Origin of the sequence: Methylobacterium haplocladii (genome assembly GCF_007992175.1) — a bacterium.
Lineage (GTDB): Bacteria > Pseudomonadota > Alphaproteobacteria > Rhizobiales > Beijerinckiaceae > Methylobacterium > Methylobacterium haplocladii.
Genome location: NZ_BJZT01000004.1, coordinates 62,235 through 77,170, shown reverse-complemented (window position 1 = coordinate 77,170; position 14,936 = coordinate 62,235). Strand labels below are relative to the sequence as shown.

Here is a 14,936-nt window from a genome sequence, read left to right as displayed (position 1 = left end):
GAACGTCGAATAGGCCTCTCGGCTACACCGGACCCCCTCTCGGTACAACGCGCTCAGCGCCCCGCCTTGAGCAATGCCTCGAACAGCCGCCGCACGGCCTTCCGCTCGGTCTCCAACTGCGTCCCCAACGCCTGCGCATCCGGCAGGTTCACCGCGCGGGCGAGGCGGGCCAGCGCCACGGGCGTGGCCGTCGTCGGATCGCCCTCGACCATCAGGCGCTGCCAGTGATGGACATCGTCGAGCAGACGGTAGGCCGCCACGAGGGTTTCGCAATCGCCGGCCGCCAGCAGATCGTGCTCCGCCGCGAAGTGGAACACGGCGGGCGCGTCGAGGCCGATCAGGTCCGGCATTGCGCCGGCATGGCCGAGCACCAGGGCCTGTGCCAGGAAGTCGAGGTCGAGGAGGCCGCCGGGCGCGAGCTTGAGGTCGAGGGGACCGTCGTCGCCCTTCTCCTTCGAGATGAGGGCACGCATCGCGCGGACTTCGCGGCTCACGATCTTCGGGTCGCGCGTCTGCATCAGCGCGTCGCGGATCACCCCGGTCGCCTCTTCGGCGAGGCCCGAGTCCCCGGCGACGACGCGGGCGCGGGTGAGGGCCATGTGCTCCCACAATTCGGCTTCCTCACCCTGATAGGCACGGAAACTCCGGAACTGCGTGGCGACGGAGCCCTGGCCACCGCCGGGACGCAGGCGCAGGTCGACCTCGTAGAGGCTGCCGCGCCGGGTCGGGGCGGTGAGCGCCGCGACGAGGCGTTGCGTCAGCCGATTGAAGTACACCGCCGCATCCAGCGGGCGTCTTCCGGTGCTCGCGCGGCTGTCGGCGTCGAAATCGTAGAGCACCACGAGGTCGAGATCGGACTCCGCCGTGAGCTGGTGCGAGCCGAGTCGGCCGAAGCCGAGCACCGCCATGCGCCCGCCCGGGACGGGGCCGTGCTCGGCCTCGAAATGCCCGGCGACTTCTTCGAGCGAGCTCGCGACGGCGGCATCGGCGATCGCTGAGAAGGCCCGGCCGCCACCCTCGGGCGTGAGGATGCCGGAGAGCAGCCGCGCGCCGGTGACGAAGCGAAGCTGGCGCGCCGCGTCGCGCGAGCGATCGAGGAAGGTTTCGTGGCTGTCGGGCTCGCCGACGAGGCCGCGATAATGCGCAGCGATCTCGGCCGCGTCGGTCGTCGGCTCGACGAAGCCGGGGTCGATCACCGCATCGAGCACGTGCGGGCTGAAGGCGACGATGTCGGCGAGGCGCGGCGCGCTGCCGACGAGGTCGGCGAAGAGCGTGCGCAGGCGCTCGCGTTCGCGCAGGATCGTCAGCAGTTCGACGGCAGCGGGCATGCGGGCGAAGGCCCGGTCGAGATTGTCGAGGGCGGCATCCGGATCGGGCGTGCCGGCGAGCGACTTGAGCAGCGCCGGAACCAGCTCGGTCAGGACCTCGCGGGCGCGGCTGCTGCGCACGGCCGAGCGTCGCCCGAAATGCCAGCCGCGCACGGTCTCGGCCACCCGCTCCGGCTCGCGGAAGCCGAGCTTTCGCAGGGTCTCCAGCGTTGCCGGATCGTCATTGGAGCCCGAGAAGACCAGATCGCCGATCTCCGACGACAGGTCCGGCCCCGCCTCGAACAGTAGCGCGTAATGCCCCTGCACCCGCCGGGCGTGGCCGAGCAGCGCCTCTTCGAAGTCCTTTCGGGTCTCGTAGCCGGCGAAGTGGGCAAAGCGTTCCAGCTCCCCGTCATCTGCGGGCAGGCGCTGGGTCTGCTCGTCGCGCACCATCTGCAGGCGGTGCTCGACGGTCCGCAGGAAGCCGTAGGCGGCGCCGAGCTCGTCGCGGGCTTGCTCCGAGATCCAGCCGTCGTCGTGCAGGGCCGACAGCATCGGGATGGTGCCGCGTCCGCGAAGCGCCGGCCGACGGCCCCCAAATACCAGCTGCTGCGTCTGCACGAAAAACTCGATCTCGCGGATGCCTCCGCGCCCGAGCTTGATGTCATGGCCGGCGACCGCCAGCGCCTCGTGGCCGCGCACGGCATGGATCTGCCGCTTCATGGCGTGGACGTCGGCGATGGCCGCGAAATCGAAGTATTTGCGCCAGACGAAGGGCGTCAGGTCGGCGAGGAAGCGCTCGCCGGCCGGAATGTCGCCGGCGATCGGTCGCGCCTTGATGAAGGCGGCGCGTTCCCAGTTCTGCCCGGTGCTCTCGTAGTAGTGATAAGCGGAGTCCAGGCTCAGTGCCGTCGGCGTCGAGCCGGGATCCGGCCGCAGGCGGTAATCGACGCGGTGGACGTAGCCTTCGGCGGTGCGCTCCTGCAGGAGCTTCGCCATGCCCTGCGCCAGCCGCGAGAAGAACGGCGTCGGCTCCAGCCCCTCCTTGAGCGGGGCGGCCTCGGCGTCGAACAGCACGATCAGGTCGATGTCGCTCGAATAGTTGAGCTCGCGACCGCCGAGCTTACCCAGGCCGAGCAGGACGAGGCCGGAGCCCGCCTGCGGGTTTTTGGGATCGGACGGCAGGAACCGCCCGGCGGTGGCGGCCTGAAGCAACATCGCGTCGGCGGCGGCCGAGACCGAGGCGTCGGCGAAATCCGACAAGGCCTCGGTCACGGCCTTCACCGGCCAGACGCCGCCGATATCGGCGAGTGCGACCAGCAATGCGTGCTCGCTCCGGTTGGTGCGAAGCCGGACGCCGACGGCGTCGAGATCGTCCGATCCGTGCCCTGCCGAGCGCTGGTCGGCGACGATCCGGGCGTTGGCGGCCTCAGGCGCTTCCGTGAACAGGCTGGCAAGGCGGTCGGGGTCGCGAGAGGCGAGGGTCCAGAGAAAAGTCGAGTGGTCGGCGAGGGCCAGAAGCAGGTCGCGCGGCCGGCCTGTGCGAAGCGTGGCCGGCAGAGCCTCCGCGATCGTCGAGAACCGCTCCTCGGCCTCGTCCGGATCCGAGAGGGGAGGGGCCGCGCCGAGGCGCGCGCTCAGCGGCTGCGGGCTGCTCATGGGCGCCTACTCCCCCTTCACCCGCGGTCCCCGTGAACTGACCCGTCGCAAGACCCGCGAGAGCTGCTCGGCCGAGTAGGGCTTGTGCAGCAGCTCGAAGCCGTGCGCGCCCTCCTGGGCGAGGACGTGGCTGTAACCGGAGGCGAGGACCACGGGCAGCTCGGGAAGGCGGCGGCGGAGTTCTTCCGCAAGCGCCACGCCGCCCATGCCGGGCATCACCACGTCGGAAAACACGACGTCGAAGCCGGCGCCGTCGCTGCCCAGCGAGTCGAGCGCCTCCTCGGCATTGGCGGACCAGGCGGTGGCGTAGCCGAGGTCCTGGAGGATCTGCGTGGCGAACCGGCCGACCTCGATATTGTCCTCGACGACGAGCACGCGCCGTCCGGTGCCGTCGGAGGACAGGTCGGATTCCAGGGGCTGGGCCAACTCGCCGCCTTCCGGCGCCTCGATCTCGGGCAGGAACAGGGTGAAGGTGGTGCCCGTGCCGGGCTCGCTCTCCACCGCGACGTCGCCGCCCGATTGCTTGGCGAAGCCGAAGACCTGGCTCAAACCGAGCCCGGTGCCGCGCCCGACCTCCTTGGTCGTAAAGAACGGCTCGAAAATGTGCGCGAGTGCATCGGCCCCGATCCCCGAGCCGGTATCATGCAGCGAGACGGCCGCGAAGGGGCCGCGCGCGCCGGCATGGCCGCGCAAGGCCGGCATCGGCGTCGAGCAGACGAGGCGCAGGGTCAGCGTGCCCTCGCCGTCCATGGCGTCGCGGGCGTTGACGGCCATGTTCACCAGCGCGGTCTCGAATTGGCTGATGTCGGCCCGAATGTAGCAGGGCTGGTCCGGCACGTGGGTCACCACGTTGATGCGCGCGCCGGTCACGGTGTCGACCATGTCTGCGACGCCGCCGAGCCGGCTGCCCACTTCGAACACCTCGGGTTTCAGCGCCTGCCGCCGGGCGAAGGCGAGAAGCTGCCCGGTGAGCTTGGCGGCGCGCTCCACCGTGTCCGAGACAGCGTCCATGTAGCGCCTGCGCCGGTCGTCGGGCAGGTCGGGCCTGCGCAGGAAGTCGACCGAAGAGCGGATGATCGTCAGCAGGTTGTTGAAATCGTGCGCGACGCCGCCGGTGAGCTGGCCGACCGCCTCCATCTTCTGCGACTGGCGCAAAGCCTCCTGGGCATGCGTCAGCTCAGCGTGGCGCTCGCGCTCGACGGTGACGTCTCGGCCATACGCGTAGACGAGTTCGCCCTCCACCGAGGTCTGCCAGGCGATGGTGCGACAGCTGCCGTCGAAGTGGCGGTAGCGGTTCTCGAAGTTGGACAGGCTTTCGAGCATGGCGATCTCATGCGCGCGCCGGCTGCGCTCCACGTCCTCGGGGGCGAGGAAATCGAGGAAGTTGCGACCGAGGATCTCGTCCGACCTGAAGCCGAGCGTGGCCTCCCAGGCGGGGTTCACGGCACGAAAGACGCCGGTCCGGTCGATGACCGCAAGCAGGTCGCGGGCGTTGCGCCAGACGCGGTCGCGCTCGGCGGTGCGCTCGGCCACCTGCGTCTCGAGCGTCTCGTTGAGCCGCCGCAACTGCAGCTCCAGGCGCCGGCGGACCGAGATATCGGTAAACAGCAGAGCGACCCGTCGAGCGACCGGATTGCCGACGCGGAAAGCGTAGACGTCGAACCAGCGCTCCTCCATCGCCGAGGCGCCGTTCTCGAAGCGGATCGACTCTCCTGTCGTCGCAACACGCCCATACGTATCGAACCAATGCTGCTCCAGGCCGGGAACGAGTTCGCTCACCCAGCGGCCGACGACCCCGACGAGGCCGGTCTGCGCCTCGAAGGCTGGGTTCGCCTCGACGAAGCGGTAGTCGACGGCGCGTTCGCCCTCGAACTGCAACTCGATGATCGTGAAGCCCGCCTCGATCGAGCGAAACAGAGTACCGTAGCGATCCTCACTGTCGCGAAGCCTGGCCTGTGTCGTCTTCTGCTCGGTGACGTCGATGACCGTGCCGGCATAGCGGAGCGGCCGGCCGTGAGCGGTGGCGTAACAGCGCCCGCGCGCCATCAGCCAGCGATCCATGCCCTCCGTTCGGACCCGGTATTCCTGCGTGTAGTCGCCTCGTGACGCCAGCGTCTGCGCGATGTGGCGGGTGACGCCGTCCCGTTCCTTTTCGTGGATCCTGGCGAGGACGTCGGCCATCGGCACGCCGGCCGCCGTCGCCGCGGCATCGAGCCCGAAAAAGCCTGCGAAGCGGGCATCGCCCTCGATGACGTCCCGCTCGACATCCCAGTCGAAGAAGCCGACGCGGCCGGTATCGAGGGCGATCTCCTGGCGCTGCCGTACTTCGTCCAGAGCCTCGCGCGCGAGCTGGTCGGCCGTGCGGTCGCGGAGCACCTTCACGAAACCGATGGGCTGGCCTGCTTCGTCGCGCAGCGGCGTCATCTCGCCGCTCGCCCAGAAGCGCTCGCCGCCCTTGCGCAGGTGCCAGCGTTCGTCGTTGCCGATTCCGGTCGTCGCAGCGCGACGCATCTCGGCCTCGATCTGCCCCTTGGCGCGGTCCTCAGGGGTGAAGAAGCGCTCGGCGGTCTGATCGAGCATTTCGGCTTCGTCCCAGCCGAGGATGCGCCGTGCGCCCTCGTTCCACTCGGTGATGCGGCCGTCGCGGTCCATGGCGATGATGGCGTAGTCGATGGTGCTGTCGAGAATCTGCCGATGCCGCGTGGCGCTCTCGCGCTTCGATGCCTCGGCGCCGGCACGCTCGACCGCATCCCAGGTGCGGGCGGCGACGTCCTCGACGAGCGTGACCTCGTCCCAGGTCCAGACGCGCATTCGATTCTCGGTCGCGTAGAGCGTCGCGATCAGCCGTCCGTCGCGGACCAGCGGCACCCCGATGAAGGCGCGGACGCCGACGGCCTGCCAGACCGAAGGATCGGCCGCCGTACCGGACGCGACGTCGCTCACGACGATGGTCTTGCCGGCGCGCAGCTTGTCCAGCAGCTCGCTGCCGAAGGCTTCCATGTCCTGGGGGCCGGTCGCCGGCTGGACGCCGTCGGTGTAGCCGACCTCGCGCACGATGGTGCGCCCGTCCGGCTGCACCCGGCCGTAGCCGGTTCGGCCGACTTTCAGATGGCGGCACAGCGCTTCGACCGCCGCGGACATGATCGCATGCGGATCGGTCAGCGCACGGATCGCGTCGGCCAGCTTGAGCAGGAAGGCCTGGCGCGCCTCGCTCGCCGAGAGCCGGGCTTCGCTCGCGCGCAACGCCGTCTCGATCTCGCGCCGCGCTGTGACGTCGGTGGAGATGCCGACCATGCTGCGCGGAGTACCGTCGTCCGTGTAGCTCGGCCGGCCGTGGATGTGCATCCACCGTTCGATCCCATCCGGCCGGATGCAGCGGTACTCGATGTCGTAGTCGACCTTATCCGCGATGGCGCCCGCCACCGCGGCCTGCATGCGTTCGCGATCGTCCGGGTGAACGCTCGCCTGCAACTCGTCGTAGGTGAAACGCCGATCGGGAGCGCGGCCGAAATGCGCCCGGCAGGTTTCCGAGGTCTGCAGGTTCAGCGTGCGCAGATCGAGTTCCCAATCGCCCTGGCCGGCTGCGGCGAGCGCCAGCCTCAGCCGGGTCTCGCTGCGGCGGAGGGCATTGTCGGTACGCCGCATTTCGAGCTTCGCCATCACCGTGCGCGCCAGCGCATGCAGGATGAAGATCTGCTGATCGCTGAGGTCGTGCGGCACCCGGTCGAGCACACAGAGCGTGCCGATCACCCAGCCCTCGGGGCTCTTCAGCGGAACGCCGGCATAGAAGCGCAGGTGTGGCGCCCCACTGACGAGCGGATTGTCTGCCCGTTCCGGCTGCTCCGACAGATCCGGGATGATCAGGAGGCCGGCCTTCTCCAGCGTTTCCGTGCAGAAGCCGAAATCCAGCGGCATCTCGCGGGCGTCGTGGCCGACGGCGGCCTTGATCCACTGCCGGTCGGCGTCGATGAAGTTGATATGCGCCATTGCCGTGTCGCAGGCCTGCGCGGCCATCTGCGCGATGTCGTCGAACTCGGCCTCGGGCGGCGTGTCGAGGATGTCGTAGCTGCGGAGCGCCGCAAGACGGCATGCTTCGTCGCCATTGCGAGCCGGCTCACCGGTCATCGATGGCCGCCGCCGCGCTGGGGTTCGGCAAAAAAGCGGTCTCTTTTGGGAGGGTCGCGCGTCGGCATCGTGGGCATGCCGTCTCCTAACATGGGGCTGCACGGGTGTCGCTTTCGCGCCGGCGCAAATCTTCCCCCGGCCCGTCAGGCCGCCGGCAGCGACAGCGTAACGATCAGACCCGGCGCGTCGTTTCGCAGTGCCAGCGTACCGCCATGCAGCCGCGCCACCGCGTTGACGAGGCTGAGGCCGAGCCCGAAGCCGGGGCGCGAGCGGGCGTCGTCCAGCCTGACGAAGCGGCCGAGCACGCGGGCATGCTCGGCCTCCGGGATGCCGGGGCCGTGATCGGCCACGATCAGTTCGATCCCGCCCGGTCCGCGCCGCGCCGTCATCGCGATGCGCCGCTCGCCGGTGCCGGCCGAACCGTACTTGATCGCATTGTCGGCGAGGTTCGCCAGCGCCTGTCCGACGAGTTCGCGGTTGCCGTGGAGCATCAGACCGGGCTCCGCTGCGACGGTAAGCGTGAGACCACTCTCCTCTGCCAACGCCTCGTATAGCTCGCCGACTGCGCGTAGCGCTTGGCTCGCGTCGAACTGCGAAAAGGTCTCGCGGGCGCTGCCGGCTTCCAGACGTGCGATGGTGAGGAGCGCTTCGAACACCCGGATCAGCCCGTCGCTCTCCTCGATCACCGCGCCGATCGCCGCGCGCAATTCCTCCGGCGAGCGCTCTCCGCGCAGGGCCTCGTCCGCGTGGTTGCGCAGGCGGGTCAGCGGCGTCTTGAGGTCGTGGGCGATGTTGTCGGAGACCTCACGCATGCCGCGCATCAGCTCGCCGATGCGCTCCAGCATCAGGTTGAGGTTCTGTGCCAGCCTGTCGAGCTCGTCGCCGCTGCCGCCGACGCGCAGCCGCCCGTCGAGATTGCCCGCCATGATGCTGCGAGTCGTCTCAGTCATGTCGTCGACGCGCTTGAGGACGCGGCTCGCCACGAACCAGCCGCCGACGACGCCGAGCAACAGCACCAGCGCCAGCGAGGTACCGAAGGTGTTGCCGATGGCGGCGCGCAGACGGTCGCGCTCTTCGGTGTCGCGGCCGACGAGGAGGCGGAAGCCGCCGGCCAGGGTGTAGATCCGGACGATCGCCCGGTGCTGCGCGCCGCTGGTCTCGGAGTCGCGGCCGTAGGAGATTTCGAACTGGCCCGTCTGCGACAGCAGCCCGGAGGGCAGCGAGCCTACATTGCCGACGATGTGCTCGCCTGCCGGTGTCGTGACGAGGTAGAGCGAGGCACCGGGTTCCTTGGCGCGCCGCTCGATCACCGTGATCAGCTTGCGCAGGCCGCCGGCCGTGTACTGCTCCTGCAGACCGTTGATCTCGGCCTCAATGGTCTGGACGATCTGGTCATCGAGCACGCGGCGCGCGTTCCACGCGACGTAGCCGAGCGCCAGCACCGCGAGAACCGCGAAGACCGCGAGATAGGCGAGCGACAGCTTGAACGCCGTCGTGCGGAACAGCTTGCCGACTCGAGCCAGCAGGTTTTCACGTTGCGCCGTCGGATCACTCACGATGCACGCGGTTCTTCGGCCCGGACCACGTAGCCGGCGCCGCGTACCGTCTGGATCAAGGCGTTCTCGAAGCCGCGGTCGATCTTGGCGCGCAGGCGCGAGACGTGGACGTCGATCACGTTGGTCTGCGGGTCGAAATGGTAGTCCCAGACGTTCTCGAGCAGCATCGTCCGGGTCACGACCTGCCCGGCATGGCGCATCAGGTACTCGAGCAGCCGGAACTCGCGTGGCTGAAGCACGATCTCGCGGCCGGCCCGCGCGACCCGGTGCGAGAGACGGTCGAGTTCGAGGTCGCCGACGCGATAGGCGGTGGCCTCGGCCGAGCCTGCCGTGCTCGACCGGCGACGGGCCAGCACTTCGGCCCGGGCGAGCAATTCCGAGAAGGCGTAGGGCTTCGGCAGATAATCGTCGCCGCCGGCGCGCAGACCCTTCACGCGATCGTCGACCTGGCCCAGCGCCGAGAGGATCAGCACCGGCGTTGTCACCTCCTGCTCGCGCAAGCTTCGGATCAGTGAGAGCCCGTCGAGTTTCGGTAGCATCCGGTCGACGACGAGCAGGTCGTAGCTGCCCTCCCGGGCCAGGGCGTAGCCGTCGAGCCCGTCCGAGGCCTGATCGGCGACGTGGCCGGCCTCGCGAAAGGCCTTGACGAGATAAGCGACGGCCTCGCGGTCGTCTTCGATGATGAGAAGGCGCATTGCGCTAGTCAGATAGGCCTTCGCCGCTCGGCCGGAAATGGCTCTGTTGCGCGGGCCGGCCGGCAGGCGTCACAATTAAACCATACCGTCTACACACCCTCCGACCGCAGGTTCAACGCCCTGCGCGCACTCGATTTTCCGAGATCTTTTGCAGTCGTTCGGCACGTCGCGTCCCGGTGACGGGGACTGCCTGGAGTCGATACCGGCACATGAAGACTGCGACCGAGACGGTTCCTTTCCGCAACCTCAGCCTCGTCCCGGCGCAGGAAGCGACGGACGACATCCGTTTGTCCGCGACGCGCAGCCTGCAATCCGGCATGGCGGCGATGCGGGAATTGACGGCGGCGTTCGAGGGCGATCTCGGCGAGGCCTTCGAGCGGGCCGTGCGCACCATCGTCCAGGCCAAGGGCCGGGTCATCGTCTGCGGTGTGGGCAAGAGCGGGCATATCGGCCGCAAGCTCTCCGCGACGCTCGCCTCCACCGGCACCCACGCCTTCTTCGTCCACCCGACCGAGGCGAGCCACGGCGACCTCGGCATGATCGCCCCCGATGACGTGATCATCGCCCTGTCCTGGTCCGGCGAGACCGCCGAGCTCGGCGACGTGGTCAGCTTTTCGCGGCGATTCTCGATTCCGTTAATCTCGATCACGAGCAAGCCCGACAGCACACTGGGCCGCGCCGCCGACATCCTGCTGGCGCTGCCGCGGGTGCGCGAATCCTGCCCCTATGACCTCGCGCCGACGTCCTCGACCCTGATCCAGCTCGCCCTCGGCGATGCGCTCGCGGTGGCGCTGATCGAGCAGCGCGGCTTCACCTCCGCCGGCTTCAAGGTGCTGCATCCGGGCGGCAAGCTGGCGGCCCGGCTCAAGAACGTCCAGCAGCTCATGCATGCCGGCACCGAAGTCCCGCTGGTGCGCGACGATACCGTGATGTCCGAGGCGCTGATCGTGATCGCCAGCCGCCGCTACGGCTGCTGCGGCGTCACCGACACCGACGGCCGCCTCGTCGGCATCGTCACCGACGGCGACCTGCGCCGCCACATGGGCCCGGCCCTCCTCGACACGCCCGTGCATGCCGTGATGACCGCCGACCCGGTCGTCGTCGAGCCGGATCTGCTGGCGAGTTCGGCCCTCGGTTTGATGAACCGCAAGCGGATCACGGCTCTGTTCGTGACGTCGGAGGGGCGGCCGGTGGGGATCCTGCACATCCACGATCTGCTGCGGGCCGGCATCGCTTGAGATCGTCGACATAGGTCCGGCGGACTGCCGTTTCGGACATTGCCCTGATCCGTGCCGCTGTTTGCGGCTTGCTTGAATTCAAGCAAATCTGCTAACGCCACCACCCATCCCACACGCGGAGGCGGCCTCATGCCTGAATGAGGCCTTTCCGGTGGCCGGCGTTCAGCCAGCTACAACCTCCGCGGCGGAATCAACCGGAGAAAAAACGGATATGGCCGTCGATTTCACTATGCGTCAGCTCCTCGAAGCGGGCGCCCATTTCGGTCACCAGTCGCACCGCTGGAACCCGAAGATGCAGCCCTACATCTTCGGCACCCGCAACAATATCCACATCATCGATCTCGCCCAGACCGTGCCGGCGCTCCACACCGCTTTGCAGGCCGTGAGCGATACGGTCGCCAAGGGCGGCCGCGTGCTGTTCGTCGGCACCAAGCGTCAGGCGGCTGAGGCGATCGCCGAGTCGGCCAAGCGCTCGGCCCAGTATTACGTCAACTCCCGCTGGCTCGGCGGCATGCTGACCAACTGGAAGACCATCTCCGGCTCGATCGCGCGCCTGCGCAAGGTCGACGAGACGCTCGAAGGCGGCGCCACGGGCCTCACCAAGAAGGAGCGCCTCATGCTCACGCGTGAGAAGGACAAGCTCGAGAAGGCGCTCGGCGGCATCAAGGACATGGGCGGCGTGCCCGACCTGATCTTCGTCATCGACACCAACAAGGAGCAGCTGGCGATCAAGGAGGCGAACCGCCTCGGGATCCCGGTGGCCGCCATCGTCGACACGAACTGCAACCCCGAGGGCATCACCCACATCGTGCCCGCCAACGATGACGCCGGCCGCGCCATCGCGCTGTACTGCGATCTCATCGCCCGCGCGGCGATCGAGGGCATCGGCCGCGGCCAGGGCCAGTCGGGTGTCGACACCGGCGCCTCCGTCGAGCCGACCGCCGAGGAGCTGCCGCCCGAGGAGACCTCCGCTCCGGCCTCGATCGAGTCCGACGCGATCACCCAGGCCGAGGTCGCCGCGCTCGCCGATTCGACCGAGCATTACGAGCTGCTTCCCGCCCCGCGCGGTGCGCCGGACGACATGATGAAGCTCAACGGCGCCGGCCCGCAGATCGTGCAGAAGCTCAACGACGCCGGCGTCTGGCACTACTGGCAGCTCGCCGCCATGACCCCGGACGACGTCGCCAAGCTCGACGCCGACCTCAAGTTGAACGGCCGCATCGAGCGCGACGGCTGGGTCGCCCAGGCGCGTGGCCTGCTCGACGCCGCCGCCGCGTAACGGCCGGCTGCCACCGGGCGTCAGTCCGGTTCGACAGCGCGTCACTCCACTGCAAAGCCCGGCGCTTATCCAAGCGCCGGGCTCACTCACTTCAAAGACCCGTCCGCCCCCTATTCGCTGAGAGAGAATCCCATGGCCGAGATCACCGCAGCCCTCGTCAAGGAGCTTCGTGAGAAGACCGGCGCCGGCATGATGGACTGCAAGCGCGCCCTCACCGAGGTCGCCGGCGACCTCGAGGCCGGTGTCGACTGGCTGCGCCAGAAGGGCCTTGCCAAGGCCGCAAAGAAGGCCGGCCGCGTTGCCGCCGAGGGCCTCGTCGCCGTCGAGTCCGCCGGCCACCATGCCGCGCTGGTCGAGGTGAACTCCGAGACCGACTTCGTCGCCCGCAACGACAGCTTCCAGGGCTTCGCTCGGGAGACCGCCAAGCTGGCGCTGGATTCCGACGGCACCCTCGAAGGCTTACAGGCCAAGACCTACCCGGGCTCGCAGGAGACCGTCACCGACAAGCTGCAGAGCCTCATCGCCACCATCGGCGAGAACATGACGTTGCGCCGTGTCGCCAAGCTCGACGTGTCGAAGGGCGTCGTCGCCAATTACGTGCACGGCCCGGTCAGCCCCGGCCTCGGCAAGATCGGCGTGCTCGTCGCACTCGAATCCGAAGGCGACGTCGACTTCCTCTCGACGCTCGGCCGCCAGATCGCCATGCACGTTGCCGCGACGAACCCCGTGGCACTTGACGCCTCGGGCGTCGATCCGGCCGTGCTCGAGCGCGAGAGCAACATCCTGCGCGAGAAGAACGCTGGCAAGCCGGACCACGTCATGGCCAAGATCGTCGAGAGCGGCCTGAAGAGCTATTACAAGGAGGTCACCCTCCTGGAGCAGCCCTTCGTCCACGACGGCTCCAAGACGGTCTCTCAGGTGCTCAAGGAGGCCGAGGGCAAGGCCGGCGCCCCCGTCAAGCTCACTGCTTTCGTCCGCTACGCGCTGGGCGAGGGCATCGAGAAGGAAGAAGGCCCGGACTTCGCGGCCGAAGTGGCGGCGATGTCGCGCTGATCGGCGCCGATCTGAATCACGGATTTTCTCAAGGGCGGCAGCAATGCCGCCCTTTTCGTTTAGACGCTTCCGACGAGCCTGGCCTGCGCCCCTTCTGTCTCGAGACCGTTGCATCGGTACGCTGTCGACCCTGCTGGGCGAGAGCGGCGATTCCCGAATTGCGTGAGCCGTCCGCGTGGCCGAGGCCGATAAGGTGGAGCGTCAGCGGCTCATCGGCCCGCGACCGCGTCGAGATCACGATCTGGAAGGGTGATTGCAACCCACGGCACGACAAGCCTGTGACTGCCAAGCTGATTTAACGAGATTGCAACCAAACAATACAACTCTTGCGCGTATAGTCTCCGGAGATAGGGAGATGGTTCGTGACAGAGCGCAGACACAGGCCACGCATGCGCGTCGACAGCGTGGCCTTCATCGTGACCAAGACCGGCAATCCCGTCGCCTGCCGGATCAAGGATAGGTCGATGGATGGCGCGCGGCTGTTCGTCGACAGCGTGCTCGGCATTCCCAATCAGTTTCGGCTCGTCGTCCAGAAGACCGGCGAGGATTGTCCCGTGACGGTGGTCTGGCGCGGTCCCCAGGAAATCGGCGTCGCCTTCCTGGACGCCCACGGCGTTCTGGTCGTCACGCCGAGCGCCTTCACCAAGCACGCGATCGAGATCCCGCTCGGCCCCGATCCGAGGCTCTCCGCGCCGGAGAACCAGACCGAACGGCCCGCTTCCAGCGCCGAGCGCGAAGCTTGGAAAGCGCGAGACTAGGTCTCAGGCCTTTGCGGCCTTGTTGGCCTTCTCGCGCTCGATGCCTTCGAGGATGAGGCGGTGCGCCTCCTCCTTGTCGCCCCAGCGCAGGATCTTCACCCACTTGCCGGGCTCGAGATCCTTGTAGTGCTCGAAGAAGTGCTGGATCTGGGAAATCGTGATGTCGGGCAGGTCGGTGTAGTTCTCGACCTTGTTGTAGCGGGCGGTGAGATGGCGCGAGGGCACGCCGATGATCTTCTCGTCCTCGCCGGCATTGTCCTCCATCACCAGAACGCCGACCGGCCGGACGCTCATGATGGCGCCGGGAGCGATGGCGCGGGTATTCGCGACGAGCACGTCGCAGGGATCGCCGTCTCCCGAGAGCGTGTGCGGGATGAAGCCGTAATTCCCCGGATAGAACATCGGCGTGTACAGGAAGCGGTCGACGACGAGGGCGCCGGATTCCTTGTCCATCTCGTACTTGATCGGCTCGCCGCCCAACGGCACCTCGATGATGACGTTGACGTCATGGGGCGGATTCTTGCCGAGCGAGATGGCGTCGATGAGCATGATGGCGTTTCCTGAGAGGCCCGAGAGCGGCTTTCTTGTCCTGTCCCGGCCTTCTAAACCGCCGAACGCATGAAGGAAATCGGCCGTTAGGCCAGTTTCGCGTTCTCGGTGACGCTATCAGCCGAACAGGTAGCCGACCTTCGGCAGGCACGAGCCGGAGACGCGCTCGATCGCCTCGGGTCCGGCGCGGCCGCCGAGCGCCTCGTAGAAGGCACGGGCGCGACCGTTGTCGGCGAGCGCCCAGACCCCGACCCGCGCCAGGCCGTGGTCGGCGAGATCGTTGCGGACGGCACGAAACAGGCGGGAGCCGAGCCCGAGCCCCTGGTATTCCGGCGCCACGTAGATCTCGTCGACCTCGCCCTCGGCCGTCAGAGACCGGTCGCGCGCTCGACCGTACGCGGCGTAGGCGACGAGATTGTCGCCGAATTCCATGGCGGCGAGACCGCGGCCCCGGCCGATCATCCCGCGCCAGCTGGCGGGTCCACGCTTGGCGATGAAGCGCTCCAGCGCGACGCCCGGGATGACACCCTGGTAGGCTTCCCGCCAAGCCGCGTCGAACACCGCCGACAGCATCCCGATATCGGCCGGCTTCGCCCGGCGGACGCTGAAGGTCTTCGTGCTCATGGATGCGGGTGCCTCCGAAGCAGGTCGGTGCATGATGCCGACAAATGGAGACCCGGAGCAATGGCGAAACCAAGGCGAAGGGCCGCACGCCAG

General features: G+C 68.2%; 10 protein-coding genes. 4 read left to right on the top strand and 6 right to left on the bottom strand.

Features of this window, described 5'->3' with window-relative positions; all coding sequences use genetic code 11:
* Positions 1 to 53 precede the first annotated feature (53 nt).
* From MHA02_RS01950 to MHA02_RS01935, 4 genes are all read right to left on the bottom strand, one after another.
* Positions 54 to 2,966 carry a bifunctional [glutamine synthetase] adenylyltransferase/[glutamine synthetase]-adenylyl-L-tyrosine phosphorylase gene (locus tag MHA02_RS01950; protein ID WP_147076290.1) on the bottom strand — a complete coding sequence of 971 codons (2,913 nt, stop codon included), beginning with the start codon at positions 2,964 to 2,966 and terminating at the stop codon, positions 54 to 56.
* 6 nt (positions 2,967 to 2,972) lie between these two features.
* On the bottom strand, positions 2,973 to 7,091 hold the full coding sequence (locus MHA02_RS23030) for a PAS domain S-box protein (RefSeq protein ID WP_147076289.1): 4,119 nt from the start codon (positions 7,089 to 7,091) through the stop codon (positions 2,973 to 2,975).
* 143 nt (positions 7,092 to 7,234) lie between these two features.
* Entirely contained in the window at positions 7,235 to 8,647 is a 1,413-nt protein-coding gene (locus MHA02_RS01940) for a sensor histidine kinase (RefSeq protein WP_147076288.1), read from the bottom strand.
* Complete coding sequence (locus MHA02_RS01935; protein ID WP_147076287.1) at positions 8,644 to 9,342, bottom strand: response regulator transcription factor; 699 nt, start codon at positions 9,340 to 9,342, stop codon at positions 8,644 to 8,646. Before MHA02_RS01935 ends, MHA02_RS01940 begins: the two co-directional genes overlap by 4 nt.
* A gap of 209 nt (positions 9,343 to 9,551) precedes the next feature.
* On the opposite strand from MHA02_RS01935, the gene MHA02_RS01930 reads away from it, so the two are divergent.
* The 4 genes from MHA02_RS01930 (at position 9,552) to MHA02_RS01915 (ending at position 13,670) form a co-directional block, all read left to right on the top strand.
* A complete protein-coding gene (locus MHA02_RS01930) occupies positions 9,552 to 10,580 on the top strand; it encodes a KpsF/GutQ family sugar-phosphate isomerase (protein ID WP_170248975.1) in 1,029 nt (342 codons plus the stop codon).
* Between the two features lie 211 nt (positions 10,581 to 10,791).
* Positions 10,792 to 11,859: a 30S ribosomal protein S2 gene (locus MHA02_RS01925; RefSeq protein ID WP_147076286.1), complete on the top strand. Its 1,068-nt coding sequence runs from the start codon at positions 10,792 to 10,794 to the stop codon at positions 11,857 to 11,859.
* A gap of 132 nt (positions 11,860 to 11,991) precedes the next feature.
* The gene (gene tsf, locus MHA02_RS01920) at positions 11,992 to 12,912 is read left to right on the top strand and encodes a translation elongation factor Ts (protein WP_147076285.1); all 921 of its coding nucleotides are present in this window, start codon (positions 11,992 to 11,994) and stop codon (positions 12,910 to 12,912) included.
* A 362-nt stretch (positions 12,913 to 13,274) separates the two neighbouring features.
* Entirely contained in the window at positions 13,275 to 13,670 is a 396-nt protein-coding gene (locus MHA02_RS01915; protein ID WP_147076284.1) for a PilZ domain-containing protein, read from the top strand.
* Positions 13,671 to 13,673: 3 nt separating this feature from the next.
* On the opposite strand, the gene ppa is transcribed toward MHA02_RS01915, so the two are convergent.
* Both ppa and MHA02_RS01905 read right to left on the bottom strand, forming a co-directional pair.
* The gene (ppa, locus tag MHA02_RS01910) at positions 13,674 to 14,219 is read right to left on the bottom strand and encodes an inorganic diphosphatase (protein WP_147076283.1); all 546 of its coding nucleotides are present in this window, start codon (positions 14,217 to 14,219) and stop codon (positions 13,674 to 13,676) included.
* Between the two features lie 117 nt (positions 14,220 to 14,336).
* Positions 14,337 to 14,843: a GNAT family N-acetyltransferase gene (locus MHA02_RS01905; protein ID WP_147076282.1), complete on the bottom strand. Its 507-nt coding sequence runs from the start codon at positions 14,841 to 14,843 to the stop codon at positions 14,337 to 14,339.
* Between the last annotated feature and the right edge of the window lie 93 nt (positions 14,844 to 14,936).

Excerpts from the sequence above, each read along its gene's own strand:
- MHA02_RS23030 (WP_147076289.1), bottom strand. The coding sequence starts at position 7,091 with ATGACCGGTGAGCCGGCTCGCAATGGCGACGAAGCATGCCGTCTTGCG.
- MHA02_RS01935 (WP_147076287.1), bottom strand. The coding sequence starts at position 9,342 with ATGCGCCTTCTCATCATCGAAGACGACCGCGAGGCCGTCGCTTATCTC.
- MHA02_RS01950 (WP_147076290.1), bottom strand. The coding sequence starts at position 2,966 with ATGAGCAGCCCGCAGCCGCTGAGCGCGCGCCTCGGCGCGGCCCCTCCC.
- MHA02_RS01925 (WP_147076286.1), top strand. The coding sequence starts at position 10,792 with ATGGCCGTCGATTTCACTATGCGTCAGCTCCTCGAAGCGGGCGCCCAT.
- tsf (WP_147076285.1), top strand. The coding sequence starts at position 11,992 with ATGGCCGAGATCACCGCAGCCCTCGTCAAGGAGCTTCGTGAGAAGACC.
- MHA02_RS01930 (WP_170248975.1), top strand. The coding sequence starts at position 9,552 with ATGAAGACTGCGACCGAGACGGTTCCTTTCCGCAACCTCAGCCTCGTC.
- ppa (WP_147076283.1), bottom strand. The coding sequence starts at position 14,219 with ATGCTCATCGACGCCATCTCGCTCGGCAAGAATCCGCCCCATGACGTC.
- MHA02_RS01905 (WP_147076282.1), bottom strand. The coding sequence starts at position 14,843 with ATGAGCACGAAGACCTTCAGCGTCCGCCGGGCGAAGCCGGCCGATATC.